The organism is Bradyrhizobium sp. 157, assembly GCF_023073815.1.
GTDB lineage: Bacteria > Pseudomonadota > Alphaproteobacteria > Rhizobiales > Xanthobacteraceae > Bradyrhizobium.
On record NZ_JADPKF010000065.1, the window covers coordinates 59,226 to 76,477 of the forward strand.

General features: G+C 62.8%; 18 protein-coding genes. 8 read left to right on the forward strand and 10 right to left on the reverse strand.

Annotated elements, in window-relative coordinates; all coding sequences use genetic code 11:
- Positions 1-112 precede the first annotated feature (112 nt).
- Positions 113-991 carry a UTP--glucose-1-phosphate uridylyltransferase GalU gene (gene galU, locus IVA95_RS13915; RefSeq protein ID WP_247510996.1) on the reverse strand — a complete coding sequence of 293 codons (879 nt, stop codon included), beginning with the start codon at positions 989-991 and terminating at the stop codon, positions 113-115.
- Between the two features lie 247 nt (positions 992-1,238).
- Here galU and IVA95_RS13920 point away from each other — a divergent pair, with 247 nt between their 5' ends.
- Both IVA95_RS13920 and IVA95_RS13925 read left to right on the forward strand, forming a co-directional pair.
- The gene (locus IVA95_RS13920; RefSeq protein WP_247510997.1) at positions 1,239-2,603 is read left to right on the forward strand and encodes a lytic murein transglycosylase; all 1,365 of its coding nucleotides are present in this window, start codon (positions 1,239-1,241) and stop codon (positions 2,601-2,603) included.
- 163 nt (positions 2,604-2,766) lie between these two features.
- On the forward strand, positions 2,767-4,467 hold the full coding sequence (locus tag IVA95_RS13925) for an SGNH family hydrolase (protein WP_247510998.1): 1,701 nt from the start codon (positions 2,767-2,769) through the stop codon (positions 4,465-4,467).
- 174 nt (positions 4,468-4,641) lie between these two features.
- On the opposite strand, the gene IVA95_RS13930 is transcribed toward IVA95_RS13925, so the two are convergent.
- From IVA95_RS13930 to IVA95_RS13940, 3 genes are all read right to left on the reverse strand, one after another.
- On the reverse strand, positions 4,642-5,016 hold the full coding sequence (locus IVA95_RS13930) for a CsbD family protein (protein ID WP_247510999.1): 375 nt from the start codon (positions 5,014-5,016) through the stop codon (positions 4,642-4,644).
- 80 nt (positions 5,017-5,096) lie between these two features.
- A complete protein-coding gene (locus IVA95_RS13935) occupies positions 5,097-5,831 on the reverse strand; it encodes an SDR family oxidoreductase (protein WP_247511000.1) in 735 nt (244 codons plus the stop codon).
- Between the two features lie 23 nt (positions 5,832-5,854).
- Positions 5,855-6,373 (reverse strand): GNAT family N-acetyltransferase, encoded by a 519-nt coding sequence (locus tag IVA95_RS13940; RefSeq protein ID WP_247511001.1) that lies wholly within the window; start codon positions 6,371-6,373, stop codon positions 5,855-5,857.
- Between the two features lie 95 nt (positions 6,374-6,468).
- On the opposite strand from IVA95_RS13940, the gene IVA95_RS13945 reads away from it, so the two are divergent.
- Together IVA95_RS13945 and IVA95_RS13950 are read left to right on the forward strand one after the other, a co-directional pair.
- Positions 6,469-7,248, forward strand: coding sequence for an SDR family NAD(P)-dependent oxidoreductase (locus tag IVA95_RS13945; RefSeq protein ID WP_247511002.1), 780 nt, complete (start codon positions 6,469-6,471; stop codon positions 7,246-7,248).
- Between the two features lie 97 nt (positions 7,249-7,345).
- Positions 7,346-8,233, forward strand: a complete 888-nt coding sequence (locus IVA95_RS13950; RefSeq protein ID WP_247511003.1) for a TauD/TfdA family dioxygenase — start codon at positions 7,346-7,348, stop codon at positions 8,231-8,233.
- Positions 8,234-8,346: 113 nt separating this feature from the next.
- On the opposite strand, the gene IVA95_RS13955 is transcribed toward IVA95_RS13950, so the two are convergent.
- Entirely contained in the window at positions 8,347-8,997 is a 651-nt protein-coding gene (locus tag IVA95_RS13955; RefSeq protein WP_213248426.1) for a YqgE/AlgH family protein, read from the reverse strand.
- Between the two features lie 136 nt (positions 8,998-9,133).
- Between IVA95_RS13955 and IVA95_RS13960 the strand changes: the two genes are divergently transcribed.
- Complete coding sequence (locus tag IVA95_RS13960) at positions 9,134-9,967, forward strand: protein-disulfide reductase DsbD domain-containing protein (protein WP_247511004.1); 834 nt, start codon at positions 9,134-9,136, stop codon at positions 9,965-9,967.
- A 90-nt stretch (positions 9,968-10,057) separates the two neighbouring features.
- Here IVA95_RS13960 and IVA95_RS13965 read toward each other — a convergent pair whose 3' ends face one another.
- The gene (locus IVA95_RS13965; RefSeq protein WP_247511005.1) at positions 10,058-10,312 is read right to left on the reverse strand and encodes a hypothetical protein; all 255 of its coding nucleotides are present in this window, start codon (positions 10,310-10,312) and stop codon (positions 10,058-10,060) included.
- Between the two features lie 217 nt (positions 10,313-10,529).
- The gene (locus tag IVA95_RS13970; protein WP_247511006.1) at positions 10,530-10,682 is read right to left on the reverse strand and encodes a hypothetical protein; all 153 of its coding nucleotides are present in this window, start codon (positions 10,680-10,682) and stop codon (positions 10,530-10,532) included.
- 591 nt (positions 10,683-11,273) lie between these two features.
- Here IVA95_RS13970 and IVA95_RS13975 point away from each other — a divergent pair.
- The 3 genes from IVA95_RS13975 (at position 11,274) to IVA95_RS13985 (ending at position 14,373) form a co-directional block, all read left to right on the forward strand.
- Positions 11,274-11,621, forward strand: coding sequence for a hypothetical protein (locus tag IVA95_RS13975; protein ID WP_247511007.1), 348 nt, complete (start codon positions 11,274-11,276; stop codon positions 11,619-11,621).
- A gap of 257 nt (positions 11,622-11,878) precedes the next feature.
- The gene (locus IVA95_RS13980) at positions 11,879-13,246 is read left to right on the forward strand and encodes a polysaccharide biosynthesis C-terminal domain-containing protein (RefSeq protein ID WP_247511008.1); all 1,368 of its coding nucleotides are present in this window, start codon (positions 11,879-11,881) and stop codon (positions 13,244-13,246) included.
- A gap of 296 nt (positions 13,247-13,542) precedes the next feature.
- Positions 13,543-14,373 (forward strand): sulfite exporter TauE/SafE family protein, encoded by an 831-nt coding sequence (locus tag IVA95_RS13985; protein WP_247511009.1) that lies wholly within the window; start codon positions 13,543-13,545, stop codon positions 14,371-14,373.
- Positions 14,374-14,498: 125 nt separating this feature from the next.
- Here IVA95_RS13985 and IVA95_RS13990 read toward each other — a convergent pair whose 3' ends face one another.
- From IVA95_RS13990 to IVA95_RS14000, 3 genes are all read right to left on the reverse strand, one after another.
- On the reverse strand, positions 14,499-15,287 hold the full coding sequence (locus IVA95_RS13990) for a 3-hydroxybutyrate dehydrogenase (RefSeq protein ID WP_247511010.1): 789 nt from the start codon (positions 15,285-15,287) through the stop codon (positions 14,499-14,501).
- A gap of 5 nt (positions 15,288-15,292) precedes the next feature.
- A complete protein-coding gene (locus IVA95_RS13995; protein ID WP_247511011.1) occupies positions 15,293-16,468 on the reverse strand; it encodes a patatin-like phospholipase family protein in 1,176 nt (391 codons plus the stop codon).
- Between the two features lie 136 nt (positions 16,469-16,604).
- The gene (locus IVA95_RS14000; RefSeq protein WP_247511012.1) at positions 16,605-17,102 is read right to left on the reverse strand and encodes a CAP domain-containing protein; all 498 of its coding nucleotides are present in this window, start codon (positions 17,100-17,102) and stop codon (positions 16,605-16,607) included.
- Between the last annotated feature and the right edge of the window lie 150 nt (positions 17,103-17,252).

The window sequence follows — 17,252 nt, forward strand, 5'->3', positions numbered from 1 at the left end:
TCATGCCCGCGAAGGCGGACATCCAGTACGCCGCGCCGCTTCGGATCAATCACTAATGCCGCGGAGTACTGGACCATCCGCTTTCGCGGATGATGACAGGGGAAGGCGCCCCTCATTTCTCCAGGTACTTCTTCATCTCCGCGCGCAGGCCATCGCGCAGCTCGGCGCGTGCCATGCCGTAGGCGATGTTGGCGCGCAGGAAGCCTGGCTTGGAGCCGCAATCATGGCGCTCGCCCTCGAACTCGACGCCGTAGAACTTTTGCGTCTTGGCGAGAGCTTTCATCGCATCGGTGAGCTGGATCTCGTTGCCTGCACCACGCTCCTGGGTTTCGAGGATCTTGAAGATTTCCGGCTGCAGGATGTAACGCCCGGTGATGGAGAGGTTTGACGGCGCGGTGCCCTTTGGCGGTTTTTCCACCATGCCGTCGACCTCGAACATGTTCTTGGCGAGGCGTTTGCCGACGCCGCAGATGCCGTATTGGTGCGTGAGATCGTCGGGCACCGCCTCCACCGCGAGCAGATTGGATTTAGCGCCGAGTTTGGCGGCGGCCTCGATCATCTGCTTCAGGCAACCGGGACTGTTTAGCACCAGTTCGTCCGGCAGCACCACGGCGAACGGCTCATCGCCGACGATGTCGCGCGCGCACCAGACTGCATGGCCGAGACCGAGCGGCGCCTGCTGGCGGGTAAAACTCATGGCGCCGGCCTCGGGCTGGTCGCGCGCCAGGATGTCCTGCTCGGCCTTCTTGCCGCGCTGAGCCAGCGTGGCATCGAGCTCGAACATCCGGTCGAAATGGTCCTCGATCACACCCTTGTTGCGCCCGGTGACGAAAACGAAATGCTCGATGCCGGCCTCCTTGGCCTCGTCGACCACATATTGAATCAGCGGCTTGTCGACGATAGTCAGCATTTCCTTCGGCATCGCCTTGGTGGCGGGCAGGACGCGGGTGCCGAGGCCGGCGACCGGGAAGACGGCTTTACGGATTTTCATGGGATGTCGGGCGCCTTGATATCGAGAAACTTGGAAATGCGGAAAGTCGCTTTGATTGCACGTTGATAGCCGGTTTGCACCCCTGAACAAAGGCGGATGTATGGTGGCCTTCCCGCCTCCCTTGCATCTCCCCTTGCGCTCGCCGGCTGCGACAACAAAATGGCCTCTGTTAAGCTATTGGAAACCGTGGCAGGGCCTTCTGGCACGGGGTTGTTACAACGGACGGCACGGCATGATGGAACGAACGATGAGCAATCGAATCGGCGCGGTCTTAATCGCGGCCGCGCTGTTATGTTCCTCTGGCCAATCGCATGCCCAATCCTCCGGCAACGGGATTTCGAACTTCCTCGGCAACATCTTCCAAGGCCAGCAGTCCAGCGAGCCGCCGCAAGCCGCGCCCGGCCCCAATGGCGGTCCGCCGCCCTGGAGCGGTGAGGACGGCGCCTCCGGCCATCCGCTGATGACCGCGTCCGCGATCCGGCAAGCGGCCGCCAATTTTCAAAACTGCGTCGCCTCGATGTGGCCGGATGCTGCGCGCCGCAATATCACCCAGCAAAATTTCGAGCGCTTCACCGCCGGCCTCGAGCCTGATTTGCGCATCATGGACCTGATGGACTCGCAGCCCGAATTCACCAAGGCGATCTGGGACTATCTCGACATCCTCGTGAACGACAACCGCCTTGCCAAGGGCCGCGAGATCCTCGCCCAATACAGGCCGCAATTCGACGCGGTGGAGAAAGCCTATGGCGTCGACCGCTACATCATCGCGTCGATCTGGGGCATCGAATCGAACTACTCGACGCAAGTGGGTGACCGCAACGTAGTGCGATCGACCGCGACACTGGCCTGCATCGGCCGCCGCCAAGCCTATTTCAGGGATGAATTCCTCACCGCGATCGAGATCCTCAACCGCGGCGATCTGCGACCCGAACAGATGCGCGGCTCCTGGGCCGGCGCGTTCGGACCGACGCAGTTCATGCCGACCGCCTTCAAGCGCTATGCCGTCGACGCCGACGGTGACGGCCGCCGCGACGTCGTCGACAACGTCGCCGATCTGATCGCCTCCACCGCCAATAACCTCAAGAAAGACGGCTGGCAGACCGGCCGGAGCTGGGGTTACGAGGTGGTGCTGCCGGAGGGTTTTAATTTCATGCTGGCGGACAGGTCCAAGGCGATGACGATTGCGCAGTGGCAGAGCCAAGGGCTGAAGCGGGCCGATGGCAAGCCTTTCCCCGATTCGACCGAGAAAGCCTATCTGCTGGCGCCGGCCGGCATGCAGGGGCCCGGCTTCCTGATGCTGCAGAATTTCCGGGTGATCATGAAGTACAATCCGGCCGAGGCCTATGCGCTGGCGATCGGCCACTTTGCCGACCGGCTGCGCGGCGGGCCGCCGTTCGTGCAACCCTGGCCGCGGCAGGAACGGGTGCTGTCGCGGGCGGAGCGACTGGAACTGCAGCAGCTGCTGGCGCAGCGCGGCTTCTACAAGGGCACGCCGGATGGCCAGTTCGGTGGCCATACCCGGGAGGCGCTCCGCAGCTTCCAGGCCTCGATCGGAGCGCCGGCGGACGGATTTGCCTCTTCCGACGTGCTGGATCGGCTGCGCGGCCGTTAAGACGTGCTTTCAGCGCTTAAAGTGCCCCTGAAAACCACGATTCGGCGGGAGCCTTGACGCTGGGCCTGGAACCCCGGTTTATGGGGTGTGAAATCTGCCCGCTTGCGGCCCGATTCCGCTGCTATATTTAACTGCTTCACGATCCATTTGCGACCGAGCCCGGATGCAAAAGCCAACGTCCTTCTTGCGCGTGTTTACCGAGACCGGGCCGCTGGTGGCGCTGGCGGTTGCGATCGCGCTTCTGATCGGGATCGTGGGACCCGCGTCGGCGCAGTTTTTCAACTTCGGCGGCTTCGGCGGCCCACCGCGGCAAGCGCCACAACGTGGCGGCGGCTGGTTCGGCGGCGATTTCTTTTCGCCATTCCAGCAGCAGGCGCCGCAGGCGCCGCGCCAGGATTTCTCCCGCGCGCCCGCGCCCGCCAAGCGCGATACGGTGCCGGAACGTAACGTGCTGGTGCTCGGCGACGCCATGGCCGACTGGCTCGCCTATGGCTTGGAAGACGCCTATTCCGAGCAGCCCGACATGGGCGTGATCCGCAAGCACAAGACCGTCTCCGGCCTGATCAAGTATCAGCCGCGCGGCGAGCCCGCCGATTGGGCTGCGGCCGCCAAGGGCATCCTCGCCACCGAAAAGCCCGATGCCATCGTCGTTATGCTCGGCCTCCACGACCGCCAGGCCATCCGCGAGGCGGTCACCGAGAAGAAGACCGACAAGAAGGAAGACAAGAAGGACGCGCGCGCCAAGACAGATAGCAAGCCGGCGGACGCAAAGAAGCCGGAAGGCTCGACTGACACGGCAAAGCGCGACGACAAGCCGGCCGATGCCGAATTGTCGCCTGACGATGCAGCCGATAACGACACACAAATCGCCGCACCCGCGCGATCAGGCGGCGGGCTTTACGAGTTCCGCGACGAGCGCTGGGTCGAACTCTACACCAAGAAGATCGAAGAGCTGATCGGCGTGCTGAAATCCAAGGGCGTCCCGGTGTTGTGGGTCGGCCTGCCAGCGATCCGCGGGCAAAGGGGAACGACCGACATGCTGTTCCTCGACGCGCTGTATCGCGACGGCGCCGGCAAGGCCGGCATCACCTATGTCGATATCTGGGATGGCTTTGTCGATGAAGCCGGCCGCTTCCTGCAGAAAGGTCCCGATTTCGAAGGCCAGATCCGCCAGCTCCGCACGGCCGATGGCGTCTTCTTCACCAAACCCGGCGCGCGCAAGCTTGCGCATTATGTCGAGCGCGAGGTGACGCGCTTGCTGGCCGCCCGCTCCGGGCCGATCGCCGTACCGATCGAACCGACAACGCCGGAGGCCAATGTAGCGCCCGGCCAGCCGGCGCCGCGTCCGCTGGCCGGACCGGTCATGCCGCTGGTGGCCTCGTCCGTCGGCACCGATCAGTTGCTGGGCGGTCCCGGCTCGCGTCCGGCAGCGGTCGATGCGCTCGCCGCGCGCACGCTGGTGAAGGGTGAAGCCCTGGCCGCGCCGGCCGGCCGCGCCGACGACTACGTATGGCCTCGTCGCGAAATCGGCCGCGAGCCGGCGAAGGGCGAAACGCCGGTAGCAGCAGCCACCTCGCCGGGCGGAACCGCGGCAGCCGCCCCCGCACAGAAGCAGCTCTTGCTTCCGCCGCCGCAGCAAACGTTGCAGCAACAGAAGAGACAGCCGCCGCCGATGCAGCTCCGCCCGGCGCAAAACAACGGGCCATCACTGCGTGACTTCTTCGGCGGCTTCGGTGCGGCACCACGACCACCCGCACCGCCCGCGGCTGCACCGCCGCGCGGACCCGTTGCTCCGGGCGCGCCACGCCCGCCGGGCAATGTCGGGCGCTCGGCAGAGGTGCCGCCGGGCAATTTCACGCGATAGGAGCTGTCAGTCCGGGGCGATGCGCCAGCATCGAACTACGACGTGCAATTGCAGATCGGAGAATATCCAGAAGTTTGGGATCGAGATGCGCCGCAGGCGCGGCGCGAGATTCCGGGTTCGCGCCGACGCGCGCCCTCAGATACGCAGTTGCGCACCAGAAATGACTGATACGGCTCAGCCGTGGTAGCGCCAGCGCGACGGCGGACGGCGCGGCGGGCGCGTCATCAACAGCGCCAGCGCAAAGCCAATGCCAGCTGCGACCAACAGCGCGCCGAGCGGATTTTCCTGCACGGTTTTCGCCACCGCCTGCTGGCCGGTGCGAACTGTCTGCCCGCTGCTCTCATAAGCATCCTTGGCATAGCTGACCGCGGAGTCGGTGGCGTCGCGGGCGGCATCCTTGGCCTGGCCGTAGAGATCTTGCACTGTGCCGGCCGCTTCGCGCACGCGACCCTCGGCCTGCGTCTTCGCATCGCCAGCCATGTCGCCGGCGGTGCTTTCGACCTTACCCGCAAAATCCTTCGCCGAGCCAGCAATCCGATCCTTATCCATCGCGGTCCCTCCTGTTTCAGAAGATTTAACCGACCAGACGCGCCCAGGTTCCTACCGCGCTCGAAACGCCCGTGCCGGGCTCACAGGATCAGCCCGCCATCGACCACGATGGTCTGGCCGATGATGTAGGATGATAGCGGCGAGGCCAGGAACAGCGCGGCACCAGCCATGTCGGCCGGCGTGCCGAGTCGCTTCAGCGGGATCCGCTCGAGCGCGCCTTCGAGCCGTTTCGGATTGGCTGTCGTCGCCTTGGTCATCTTGGTGTCGACCAGCCCGGGCGCGATGCCGTTGACGCGGATGCCGTCCCCGGCCCATGCCTCGCCGAGCGTACGCGTCAGCCCGACCGCGCCGGTCTTCGAGGCGTTGTAGGCCGGATTGCCCATCGTGGAGTGATAGGCGGCGGTCGAACTGACGATGATGAGCGAGCCTTTGCTGGCGCTCAGCATCGCATGAAACTTGGTTGCACAGGCCATCAGGCTCATCAGGTTGACTTCCACGACCTTGCGAAAGCCATCCATCTCGAATTCGCCGCGCCGATAGATTACCGCGCCTTGCGCCAGCACCAGCACGTCCAGCTTTGCGAACGATGGCTGGAAGGATTCGATGGCCTGCGCGTTGCTGACGTCGAGCTGGAAATAATCGAGTCCGTCAAGATGCGAGCCTTCGTCGGGCGAATAGTCGGCTGCGCTTTCGCGGGTGCCGCAGACCGCGACACGCGCGCCCTTGGCGCGGAAGGCCTGCGCGATGCCATTGCCGATCCCGCTGGAGCCGCCGACCACCAGCACCTGCCTACCGCTGAAATCCAGTTCGTTCATCGCTCGCCATCCTCCTTGGTGCTCTAGTTCAATCCTTCGTCGAGGAATTTGACCATCAGAACCTGATCGTAATATCGCCCGTCATACTTGAGGCCCTTCTTTTCATAGCCGTAGTCGACGAAACCCGCGGCGCTGTAAACCCGGCGCGCGCCCTCATTCTCACTCACCACGGTCAATTGAACCATCTCCACGCGTCCGCGCGCATGGTCGAGTACCGCCGCAACGAGCTTCTTCCCGAGCCCTATGTTTCTCGCGGTGTCTCGAACATACATGCCCCAGAGTGTCGCCCTATGCGCTTGCTTCGCACCTTCCTGCGCAGCATAGGCCGCGACGCCTCCGAGCGTCTCCTCGATGAATGCGCCGAAGATGGCGGTACGGCCAAGGATGGCTTCGAACCACGACAGCGGTAGCGCGCTTTCCTTCTCAAACGTGCTGCCGAAGGCTTCCGGATTTCGCTGGAGGCCTTCCAGCCGAATATCCCTGTACAGCGCAGCGTCCGAAGGCTCCAGGCGGCGGATCTGCAGGCCGCGAATATTCGTCACGTTTGCACCTCGCTCGGCTCGTTTGACCTGTCTGCGGATCGGTGCCAGCCTTGTCAATCCTGCAACGTGCCCAGCCTTCGTCGTCCGGATCCGTCATGTCAGATTTCAAGCAGCTCAGCCGTTCGGTCAAAGGTCTGACCGTTCTCGTCACCGGTGCTGCCAGCGGCATGGGGCGCGCCACCGCGCTCGTGTTCGCGGCCGAGGGCGCCAATGTGGCCGTCACCGATCTCAATGCCGAGGCGACGCAGGCCGTCGCCGGCGAGATTGCTGCAATCGGCGGTTCGGCCAAGGCATGGCCGCTCGACGTCGCCAAACCCGATGACATCATCAAGGTGGTCAACGACGTTGCCTCACATTTCGATGGACTCGACATCGTCATCAACAATGCCGGCATCTCCGTGCGCGTGGCGATCGACGAGGAAGGTTATGAAGCCGCCTGGGCCAGGGCAATGGATGTGATGCTGACCGCGCATCCACGTATTATCCGGGCCGCGTTGCCGCATTTGCGCCGATCGAAATGCCCGCGGATTGTCAACATCGCCTCCACCGAAGCGCTCGGCGCGACCGCGCTGCACAGTCCCTATTCGGCGGCGAAAGGCGGCGTCACCGGGTTGACGCGCTCGCTGGCCGTCGAACTCGGCCGCGAGGGCATCACCGTGAACTGCATCTGCCCGGGCCCGATCCGCACCGCGATCACCGAGCGGATTTCCGAAGAGCACAAGACGATCTATGCCAAGCGCCGCACCGCACTCGGCCGCTACGGCGAGCCTGAGGAAGTGGCGCACATGACGCTGAGCCTGTGCCTGCCGGCGGCTTCGTTCCTGACCGGCGCGGTGATCCCGGTTGACGGCGGGCTGATGGCGCGGAATGCGTAGCGGGCATGCGTCCGCAGCGTTGACTTGGATACATCAGGGAGTAATTTTTCTCACAAGAGAGCGGGGCACACCGCCCGCCGTTTTTGGGAGAGACGCCATGGCGATCGCGATCCGGCAGTTGCATCCGCATTTTGTCGGCGAAGTTTCCGGGCTTGATTTGCGCAAGCCGCTGACGAAGCAGGAAGCGATCGAGGTCGAGGCGGCGATGGACAAATACGCCGTGCTTGTCTTCCGCAACCAGGATATCACCGACGAGCAGCAATTGGCGTTTGCGCTGAATTTCGGCGAGCGCGAAGACGCTCGCGGCGGCAACATCGTCAAGCCTCAGGATTCGCGCCTGTCAACCGGCCTCAACGATGTCTCCAACCTCGGCAAGGACGGCAAGCCATTGCCGCGCGACAGCCGCGCGCATCTGTTCAACCTCGGCAATTGCCTGTGGCATTCCGACAGCTCGTTCCGCCCGATCCCGGCGAAGTTCTCGCTCTTGTCGGCGCGGGTGGTGAACCCGAAGGGCGGCAACACCGAATTCGCCGACATGCGCGCGGCCTATGACGCGCTCGATGACGAGACCAAGGCAGAGATCGAGGACCTGATCTGCGAACATTCGCTGATGTATTCGCGCGGCTCGCTCGGCTTCCTGCACTATACCGACGAAGAAAAGGAGATGTTCAAACCGGTGCTGCAGCGGCTGGTGCGGACCCATCCGGTGCATCGCCGCAAGTCGCTGTACCTGTCATCGCACGCGGGCGCGATTCTGGGCATGAGCATGCCCGAGGCGCGGTTATTGCTGCGCGACCTGACCGAGCACGCCACGCAGAAGGAATTCGTCTACATCCATAAATGGGCCGTGCATGACCTTGTGATGTGGGACAATCGCCAGACCATGCACCGGGTGCGGCGCTACGACCAGTCGCAGCCCCGCGACATGCGCCGTGCGACGGTGGCCGGCACCGAGCCGACGGTGCGGCAACAGGCGGCGGAGTAATCCTCCGCTGTTATCGCCAGCCAAGGCGGGCGATCCAGTAAACGCCGTTTTCTGAAATTGGGAAGGTTGGTGGTTACTGGATGCCCCGCCTTCGCGGGGCATGACGATCGGACCTACGCGTGGCCGGCCTCGTTCGACAGCATGCCGGGATCGATGCCGATCTTGCGCAATGCGCGCTGATATTTTTCGTCGACGTCGTCGCCGAAGATCAGATCAGGGTCGGCGTCGCAATGCAGCCAGCCATTGTGCTGGATCTCGTTCTCGAGTTGCCCGGGCGCCCAGCCGGCATAACCGAGCGCCAGGATCGCGTGCTTCGGCCCGGTGCCTTTGGCGATCGCCTTAAGGATGTCGACCGTCGCGGTCAGGCAGATGCCGTCGTCGATATTCAGCGTCGCGTCCTTGATGAAGAAATCGCTCGAGTGCAGCACGAAGCCGCGGCCGGTATCGACCGGACCGCCCTTCAGCACCTGCATGGTTTCGGCATTTTCCGGCAGCGTGATCTGGTCGGCCTTCTCGATGATGTCGAGTTGCACCAGCAGTCCTGGAAAGTCGATGCTGCCGGCCGGACGGTTGACGATGATGCCCATCGCTCCTTCCGACGAGTGCGCGCACATGTAGATAACGGAGCGCTCGAAGCGCGGATCGCCCATGACCGGCATGGCGATCAGCAGCCGGCCGTCCAGATAGCCCTCGCCGGACGAATGATCGCCAAAACCAGCGGTTTTGGGGCGGACAGGCTTCGATGTCTTGCCTTCAGGGCTCATCCGCAAAGGCCTTTCTCTTGCAGGTTCATATCCTGATATCGGGTGCGGTTTCTGTCAATCAAGCTTCCGGCATCATTCGGCTGCGATCACACGCAATTCAATGGTTTGCCTCGAAACTTGCCTGTAAAGACGTGCCATGAGCGTCCTAGTTCCCCTGCGCGCCGCACTCGGCGTCGCCGCCTTGTGTGTCGCGTGTGCGGCGTCGGAAGTTCGCGCCCAGGATGCCTCGCCGTGGCAACGCGACGCCCATTCCGCGGTCCGGTTGCTGGCGGGATCACGCAGCGGCGCGGTGCTGCTCGGCGGTGTAGCCATCCAGTTGCAGCCGGGGTGGAAGACCTATTGGCGGACGCCCGGGGATTCTGGCGTGCCGCCCCGTTTCGACTTCTCCAAATCCGACAATGTCGAAGCCGTGACGGTGCTGTGGCCGGCACCGATGAAATTCGACGACGGCGCGGGCGGCACCGCGCTGGGATACAAGCAACAGGTCGTGCTGCCGTTGCGGATCGTCGCCAAGAATGCCGACAAGCCGGTGACGCTGCGCACCCACATCAGCTACGCGGTCTGCGAGAAGATCTGCATTCCCGTCGAAGCCCATGCCGAGCTTGCCTTTGCCAGCGTAGCAAGCACCGAGGACGGCACGCTGTCCGATGCCCTCAATGCGGTGCCGAAGCCTGCCAATATCGGCGACCCCAATCCGCTGACCATCCGCGACGTCAGGCGCGAGGGAAAGAACGTGCTGGTCGACGTGACCGCGCCCGAGGCCAAGGAGGTCAGCCTGTTCGTCGAGGGACCGACGCCCGACTGGGCGCTGCCGGTTCCCAGGCTCGTGGAGCAAAGCCCGCCCGCCGTCAAACGCTTTGCCTTCGAACTCGACGGCCTGCCGCCCGGCGCCAGTCCGGAAGGCGCCGCACTCAAACTGACGCTGGTCGGCGGCGACCGGGCCTACGAGTTCAACGTCAGCTTGAATTGACGCGACCTGCTGTCCCTCTGAGTGCAGCGACGCTTTCTGGTCCGAGGAGAGCCGGCGCTTGGCAGCTCTCCTCTTCAGCAACGTGTACTCCTAGCGTTTCTGCCCGCTCATTTGCTGAGCGCGCATATAGCTCTTGCAAGCACTGCGCATGTCGCCCTTTGCCAAGGCGGCATTCGCCGCACCCATCTCTTTCATTATCGCGAATTTGCCGGGACTATCAGGCATAGCGTCGCTGGACGTCATGAGCTTGGCCAAGTTTTCGCTTGTGCAAGCCGTCTTCTGGGCAGAAGCTGGGCTGACTGCCAGTGCGGTGGTGATCGTGACAGCGGTGATAAGCAGTTTCATATTTTTCCTCCCCGGCCGCACAATGCGGCCGAAGCTCAAAATTACAAGAAGCCGGAAAGGTTCCCTAGAGCACCGCGAGCCCACAGGCGTAGGTCACCGGCTGAAAGCCGCACCGAGGCCGCACCCTTGCCTACGCGGGCTGGGCAGGTACGCGCCACGCGGAAGGTACTCAGCCGCTTCGCGCTGTTTCGCCAAACCAACGATACAAAGCAATAAGCTACGAAACCGGGGATAGCTGCACGGCTGGCGGTGCCGGACGGGTCGGTATGGGATCGGGTGTCATGATGAGATAGAGCGCGCCAGCCACCAGCATGATGGCAGCCATCGCCAATCCCAACATGGCCAGAACCAGATCGTTCGGGTCATCCATCTCGCGGCCCGGACACACGGGCTATTCGGGTGGGGCAGCCATCGCCTTTTACCCGCGCGAGCGCCTGCAATGAATAACGGCGGGTCCGAAGACCTTTGGCTATCCGCGACATGCGCCGTTGTGAACGGCGGGCGATGGCTCCGCGGCAACAAACGACGGCTCCGCCGTTTTGTTCCTTGGGTTGTTCGGCGCCGCGACCAAGGGGCGGCAACTCAGGCGCGAGCCATACAAGAGCGATCAGCGGGCCGGGCCGGCAAGACTCTACAGTTGCGCTTATCCATTCGGCATCGGCTTGGTATCGAACAAAAAATTCCGCTAGCCCCTTGAACCCGATTCTTTCGCCCCCTAGATCGCTCTCCGCGCCGGAGGCGCCTTCCCGCCGCGGACGGTGCGCTTCTGAATACGCAGCCTGACGGCGACACGTTCGTCAAACGAGGAAAGGATACATCGGCAAACCACGGGAGCTTGAGATGAGCACATCTGTTCAGCGAAGACCGCACAAGAGCGGGCGGCTTGTTCTGGACTGGCTCATGGTCGCAACGAGCTTCGCAACGATCGCCTGGATTAGTTTTCGAACGATAGGAGGATGATATGATCACTGATCACACCATTGTCTCCGCTCGGGCGGAGCAACCCAAAAAGACCGTTGAAGATCGCCGCCTCACCCGGCGATTGATCGCAGCTTCCATTGGCGCGGCATTGGCCATGCCGGCGCTGGCAGCCTGGGGAATGGACAGTCCGCATACCCACCAGCCTTCCGATCGGGGCGTGACTCCGATCACCTTGCCGCCAATTCCCTATATCGATTCCATACCCTGGATGAAGTGGGACGCGAACGTCAACGCGTTCAAGACCGACCTCCTGACATCGCCGACATTGCGGTGGGGGATCGGACCGACACCGGAGCCGCGGGATAACCAGAAACTGTCAGCTAATTGAACCAAATCTGCCCGGATGCGATTTGCGGTCGCTCGCGCAGATCGCATCCGTCCATCTGCAGCGGCTCGGTACTAGCTATCTCGGTAGGCCATTTGACTGCGAACTGCCCGCAGAACATCGTCAATCGGCCCTAAAGCCCCCTCATATCGCCCCCACACGAGCGACGTATTACGGCCCCACCCAACTGAATCTTAACGAATGGTTGATACATCCGACCATCGCCGCCGCCTCGCGGCACGTTTCGGGGATGTACCGTTGTGGCCGTGCTGGATACCCAATCCGCAACTGCTCCGCCTGCCGGCGTGAGCGCGCGCCTGCGTGCGCTGCTGGGCGGCTCGAGTGAAGCCTCCGTCACAAAGCGGCTGGCCGGCACGATCTTCGTCATCCGCGTCTTCAGCGCGGCGCTGGCCTACTTCTCGCAGATCCTGCTGGCGCGCTGGATGGGCGGCTCCGATTACGGCATCTATGTCTATGTCTGGACCTGGGTGCTGCTGCTCGGCAGCATGATGGATTTCGGCATCTCGGCATCCGCGCAGAAGATCATTCCGGAATACCGCACCCGCGGCGAACACGCGCTGCTGCGAGGTTTCCTTTCCGGCAGCCGATGGATGACGTTCGCAGTCTCCTCCATCGTCTCGCTGCTGCTGGCGGGCGCGGTGAAGGGATTGTCGCCGTGGATCGACGGCAACGCGATCGTTCCCCTCTATATTGGTTGCCTGACACTGCCGGCGTTCGTCGTCGCCAACACTCAGGACGGCATCGCCCGCTCGCATGACTGGATGCGGCTTGGCCTTGTGCCGCAGTTCATCGCGCGCCAGTCGCTGATCATTGGGCTGACCGCCGGCGCCTTCGTGCTCGGCTTCAATCTCGGCGCCACCGCCGCGATGTGGGCAAGCGCCGCGGCTGTATGGATCGCGATGATCGGCCAGATGATCGTGCTCAATCGCAAGCTCGGCGGCCATATCGAATCCGGCCCCAGGGCCTACGATTTCCGCGGCTGGCTCGCGGTCTCGCTGCCGATCCTGATGGTGGAGAGTTTTTATCTGCTGTTGTCCTACACCGACGTATTGGTACTGCAGCAATTCCGCTCCTCGGAAGAGGTTGGCGTCTACTTTGCCGTGGTGAAGACGCTGGCGCTGGTCTCCTTCATTCACTACGCGATGGCGGCCACAACGGCGCATCGCTTTGCCGAGTACAACGCGCAAGGCGACAAGGCGCGGCTGTCGGCCTATGTGGCGCACGCAATCCAGTGGACGTTCTGGCCGTCGCTGGCCGCGACCATTCTGCTGCTGGCGTTGGGCAAGCCGCTATTGTGGCTGTTCGGACCGCAATTCGTCGTCGGCTACGATATCATGTTCATTGCCGCGATCGGGCTTTTGGTGCGCGCGGCAATCGGCCCGGTCGAGCGGCTCCTGAACATGCTCGGCCATCAGCACATCTGCGCGCTGGCCTATGCGCTGGCCTTCCTCATGAACCTTGTGCTGTGCGTGATCCTGGTGCCGCGCTTCGGTGGCCACGGCGCGGCGGCGGCGACCTCGATCGCGCTGGCGTTCGAGACGGTGCTGCTGTTCTGGATCGTGCGCCGGCGGCTTGGCCTGCACGTCTTGGCGTTCGGCAAGCGCTGATGCCGGGCGCCCATCGACCCTGATGCGCGGACGCAGCCAGCCTGCTCATCTCTTCAAAGAACGATCTTCGGGGCGCGTTGGCGGCTGCTTCAGTGACCGCTACCGCCTTTCGGTGGCCTCGCTTCAGCCGCAGGACGTCGCTATCGCTGTGCACCGGCAAATTGGGGAAAATAACCACGGGGGTTCGATGCACGTATGAAATATTCTTATTTCGCCCGATCGCCCGCCATCGATAGGACGTTTATTCCTTGCCTTGATATATACTTGCACATGCGAAATGGAACTTGCCCCCGGAAATGATTGATCCACTTTACGTTGCCTCGGGCTTCGGCGTTGGCGTGCTGGTCGGGATGACGGGCGTCGGCGGCGGCTCGCTGATGACGCCGTTGCTGATCCTGCTATTTGGCGTCCACCCGTCGACTGCCGTCGGCACCGACCTTCTCTACGCCGCGGCGACCAAGACGGGCGGCAGCCTGGTGCATGGCTTTGCACGCAGCATTCACTGGCCGGCAGTGATATGTCTCGCCAGCGGCAGCATCCCGGCAAGCATCGTTACCTTGCTCTTGCTGTGGCAACTCGACCTCAACAGCGATTCCGGGCGCAGCCTGATCAATCTGGTGCTATGCTTTGCACTCCTCCTTACGGCGACGTCGTTGATCTTTCGCAAGGCGATCATGGAGCGCTATCGCCGGCGCATGGAGGGGTTCGATGCCGCGACCACCGACCGCGCGACTGTGATGGTCGGCGTGGCGCTCGGTGTGCTGGTCTCGATCTCATCCGTCGGCGCCGGCGCAGTCGGCGTCACCGCGCTCCTGCTGCTCTATCCGCGCCTGCCGATGGCGAGCATCGTCGGCTCCGACATCGCACATGCGGTGCCGCTGACGCTGGTAGCCGGCATCGGGCACTGGGCGCTGGGGTCGGTCGATTGGGCGCTGATGGGCGTGCTGTTGATCGGATCCTTGCCCGGCATCGTGATCGGCAGCTACTGCGCGGTTCGCGTGCCAGAGACGGTGCTGAGAGTGGTGCTGGCTTCAGTTCTGGTTCTGGTCGCCAGCAAGCTCGGCTTCAATGAGCTGCATTTTTCGCAGGAGAGTATCGCAGCCGTCACCGGGAGCACCGCCCATTAGAGCGTTTTCCAGCGAAGTGGACACCGGTTCGCGTCAAGAAAACGCGTCAAAGCAAAAGTCTAGAGCCCGGTTCTGATTCAATCAGAACCGGGCTCTAGGCGCGCTTCCCGGGCTGTTCGCAATTGCTATGCCGCGGTCCAACCGCCGTCGATCGACAAATTGGCGCCGGTGATCTGGGCAGCATCGTCGCTGCACAGGAACAGCGCCAGCGCCGCGACCTGCTCCGACGTCACGAACTCCTTGGTCGGCTGCGCCTGCAGCAGCACGTCGTTGATGACCTGCTCTTTGGTAAGGTTGCGCGCCTTCATGGTCTCGGGAATCTGCTTTTCCACCAGCGGCGTCCAGACATAACCGGGGCTGATGCAGTTGCAGGTGATCTTGAACGTCGCAAGCTCCAGCGCCACCGTCTTGGTGAGCCCGGCAATGCCGTGCTTGGCCGAGACATAGGCCGCCTTGAACGGCGACGCCACCAGCGAATGCGCGGAAGCCGTGTTGATGATACGGCCCCAGCCGCGCTTCTTCATGCCGGGAACTGCGGCACGGATGCCGTAAAATGCCGACGACAGGTTGATGGCGATAATGGCTTCCCACTTCTCGGGCGGAAACTCCTCGATCGGCGAGACGAACTGGATGCCGGCATTGTTGACGAGGATATCGACCGAACCAAACGTCTTCTCGCCAAGCGCAATCATTTCGGCAATCTCGGCGGGCTTGGTCATGTCGGCGGGCGAGTGCACCGCGCGGACCCTGAAGTCGGTTTCGATGCCGGAACGCTCGCGCTCGATATCGGCCGGCACGCCCATGCCGTTGAGCACAACGTTAGCGCCGGCGGCGGCAAAAGCGCGTGCGTAAGCCAATCCGATGCCGCTTGTCGAGCCGGTCACGACAGCGGTCTTGCCTTTTAACGTACCCATTCCATTCACTCCTGCTTGCCTGCGGCGGTCTTCCAAACATCCCTCGTCATATCGTAGGCCGTCATGGTCTGGCCGGATTGCGGACGCTCCAGCACATCCTTGTGACGCATCGACAGATGAACGTCGCGGACGCCTGCGTTCCAGTGTTCGACCATGGCGACGTGCGAAAAGTCGTAATCCTTGGATGAAGTTTCGTAGTTCTTGCTCTTGTAAATCAGATGCACGACGGTGACGGTGTTTTCCTTGGCCGCGTTGCAGAGAACTGCCACCGACGGATCGTTCTTGAGATCATCGGGCAATTTTCCAAGCAATTCGCGCAGCGCCTTCCGCGCATTGTGCACCTGCTTGTTCTTATCGGTAGCCATGCGGGTGCGGCTGGAATAGCGGATATCTTTTTCGCGCTCAGCAGCTTCCAGCAACGACGTCGGCAATTCGCCGCGCGCGCTGAACAGATCGACCTGGAAGATCAGGAGATCGCGGTTGGTTTCTGCGCCCAGCACGTAATCGAGCGGCGTGTTGGAAGCGATGCCGCCGTCCCAATAGTGCTCGCCGTCGATCTCGATGGAAGGAAAACCGGGCGGCAGCGCGCCGGAGGCCATGATGTGCTCCGGGCCCATCTTTTTGCCGAGCTTCCTGAGCTCGAAGTTGTCGAAATATTTCAGGTTGCCCGAAGTTACGCCGACCGCGCCGACGCTGAGCCGTGTCTTCAGATCGTTGATGCGGTCGAAGTCGACCAGCCGCTCCAGCGTTTTCTTCAGCGGCGCGGTGTCGTAATAGCTCTGCGATTGCGGGGTACCCGGCGGCCACAAAGGGGCAGGCGGAATGCGCGGTGTGAAGAAGCCCGGTACGCCGAAGGTCGCAATCAGCGCGGCGCTGGTCTCGTTGAACAGCGAGCGCGCGCGGTCGCCTGGCGCGACAGGCTTCCATGGCACCGGAGATGACACCATCTCCCAAAATTCTTTCAGCCGATCGACGCGCTTTTCGCCTTCGTTGCCGGCAATGATCGCGGCATTGACGGAGCCGATCGAAATGCCCGCGATCCATTCAGGTTCGAACCCCGAGCGGCACAGCGCCTGAAAGGCACCCGCTTGGTAGGAGCCGAGCGCGCCGCCGCCTTGCAGGACCAGCACACGCTGCGCCATCGCGGGCGTGGTTGCTGGCGCGGAATTGGAATAATCCATCGTGACCGTCAATCAGAGGGCGAATATGCCGGCACCGTGGCGGCACTTCGCAGCCGCGTCAATCGGCGAGATCAAAGCAAGGATCACGCCGAGTTTATCGCCTTGTGAAGTGCCACTCCGATATCAGGCGTCGGCGTCAGGTCGACGCCAGAATGAGCGTCCAGAACACCTTATATTTAGTGTTTGGAGCATAAACCGCCGCGATGCCCAATTTTGTGACACCGTTCTTGAGCATATTGGCCTTGTGCGGCGGCGAGTCGCGCCAGCCAGAAAAGGCTTCCGCCATCGTGTGATAGCCGGCCGAGATATTCTCGACCGCAAGCTTCGCCGGATAGCCTGAAGCCCCCAGCCGCTTCTCCAGCGGGCCCTTCACATTGTGATCCATCTTGTTGCGGGCCGCCATCGCCTGCGACTGCTGCTCGGCGAGCTTGATCAGCTCGGGATCGACTACGACGACGCCGAGGCCGTTGTTCTGGCGATATTGCGAGATCAGGATCGCCGCCGCCACAGGGTCGAGCGTGGCGCCGGGTTGGGCCATGTCGAGATACATGGCCGGCTGTTCCGGAATCTTGACGTCTGCCGAGCAGCCGGCAAGCAGCAATAGGCCGATAATGGCGGTGGTCGCCCGTTTCACTGAAAGAATCCCCCAAGAGTCCCTAAGCCTGGATGGCCGCTTGTTGCATACCAACAGTGGCTGAATGGTGAACGGGAAGCGATTAGGAGACAGACCGGCCGCGGAAATCGTGGTTCGTAGCCCGGATGGAGCGGAGCGCAATCCGGGAAG